General features: G+C 34.8%; 2 protein-coding genes and 1 pseudogene. All 3 read left to right on the forward strand.

All coding sequences use genetic code 11. The features are described from left to right. Positions 1-178: pseudogene (locus PX481_RS29860) on the forward strand (SDR family oxidoreductase); the annotation flags it as partial. Positions 179-446: 268 nt separating this feature from the next. Beyond that, a complete protein-coding gene (locus PX481_RS21390) occupies positions 447-1,397 on the forward strand; it encodes an HNH endonuclease (RefSeq protein ID WP_353852214.1) in 951 nt (316 codons plus the stop codon). Between the two features lie 4 nt (positions 1,398-1,401). Continuing rightward, the coding region (gene dndC / locus PX481_RS21395; protein WP_288095880.1) for a DNA phosphorothioation system sulfurtransferase DndC at positions 1,402-2,215 on the forward strand (814 nt) is incomplete at its 3' end.

Here is a 2,215-nt window from a genome sequence, read left to right on the forward strand (position 1 = left end):
CATCTGGACCAGTCAAGGTGATTCGGAACGCTCCGACCTGAGCAAATGGGCGGTTTCTGCTCTACCTGTCGAACATTTAGGGCAACCCGAAGAAGTCGCCCTAGCAGTATTGAGTTTGATTATCAACCCCTATATGACAGGGGTGGTTTTACCCGTGGACGGTGGAGTTACTCTTTAATCCCTAACCGGACTTAAACCCTCAACCCGGGAAAGTGATACTAAATCCTCTTTAAAGGGTATAGGAGGGAGTGGGAAGCGGGTTTTTAAAGTTGCATTAAGGGTTGATCATAGTACATAGGTTCGATTTTGCGATCGCTTGTCAGCCGCGCTCGATCGATGTTATTATGACTATCTCTCTAGGCTTTCTGTATTTTTTCCTCTCGGTGGGATGTTTTCCTGTATGCTGGTAATAGTTTCCTTTTTTTATCCGCATATCTCCCACCCCTATGGTCGATAGTCTTCCCCTACGCAATTTAAAATATTATTGTGAAAGATTCGCATCTTTGAATGTTAATGTTAGTAAAAAAAGAGGTAATGCTCAATATAAACCAATTTTACTTTTATCAGTTATCGATCTAATTTCACAGGGATTAATCACGGAAAATAAAATTTTTGTTTCGGATGAATTAATTAATACATTTAATAAATACTGGAATGTTTTATCGTCTCAATACGAGGGGGGGTTGTATTATCCATTTTTTCACTTACAAAGCGAAGGATTCTGGTATTTAAGATTAAAGCCAGATTTTAATGGGCTACAGCCAAAGTCAATGAAAAAACTCAAATTAGCTGTAGAATATGCCTCATTAGATGAGGATTTATATAATTTGCTTCAAGACCAAAATTGTCGTCAAGAATTAATAGACACTTTAATATCAGTATGGTTTTTATCATCTCAAAAAGAAATTAGTGAAATATTGACTATTAACACTAACTTGCAGGATGTAAGTACGGAAGAATTATCAATATTCGATAATGTAGAACAGGAGAAAAAATTCTACCTACGAAAATCTTTAATAAGAAGTGCTTTTTTTCGTAAAGCAGTCGTTTATATATATAATTATCAATGCTCTTTTTGTGGTCTTAAAGTAATCCACTCCTTGACACAAAGTATTGTCGATGGCGCACATATCAAACCTTTTGCTAAATTCTATAATAACCAGATAAACAATGGTTTATCTCTGTGTAAAAATCATCATTGGGCATTTGATCAAGGATTATTCACAATTGATAATCAATACAAAATTATTATCACAGAAGATTTTGAAGAAGTTTCACCGAACGCAAAGTCTATAAAAGATTTTCATGGTGAGAATCTTATACTGCCTGATAATCACGAATATCTGCCTAATCTTGAATCCGTAAAATGGCATAGAGATAATATATTTAAAGGTTAAATTTATGAGAAATAATGTTATTTTTGGCGAGCAAACACAGATAAATATTTTTCCTTCTAGAACTGTTGATGACTTTGTTATAGACGTTGAAATAATTACAAAAGAAATTCAAAGTTTATATCTTTCTAACAGTATTCCATTTGTTATAGGTTACTCAGGAGGAAAAGATAGTAGTGCTGTTGTTCAGTTAATTTGGAATGCAATCAGCAAACTTTCCATCGAGGAGCGTCATAAAAAAATTTATGTAATGACTACAGATACTCAAGTTGAAAATCCTCTTGTATCTACTTGGGTTAAACAATCTTTAGCCAGAATGAAAAATGAAGCTAAAATGCAGCAGATGCCTGTAGAACCTTATTTATTACGCCCAGAAATAAAAGATACTTTTTGGACTTGTTTAATTGGTAAAGGCTATCCTGCACCTCGTCATGGATTTCGTTGGTGTACTGAAAGACTAAAGATAACACCAACAAATCATTTTATTCGTCAGCAAATTCGAGAAAATGGCGAAGTTATTCTTATGCTCGGTACAAGAAAGGCTGAGAGTAATAAACGTGCTTCAACAATGAATAAATATGAAATTAATAGCTTTCAAGAACAACTTAATCTTAAGGAGAATATTAGTAAACCATTGCGCTATAGTGGTAGCCTTCCCAATGCAATTATTTATAGCCCTTTAGAAGATTGGCGTACTGATGAAGTATGGATGTACTTAATGCAGTGGGAAAATCCCTGGGGAGGAGATAACAAAGAATTATTAGCAATGTATAGAGGAGCGACTGCGGATAATGAATGTCCCCTAGTGGTAGATACTTCCA

This window comes from Microcystis sp. M53603_WE2 (assembly GCF_030065435.1).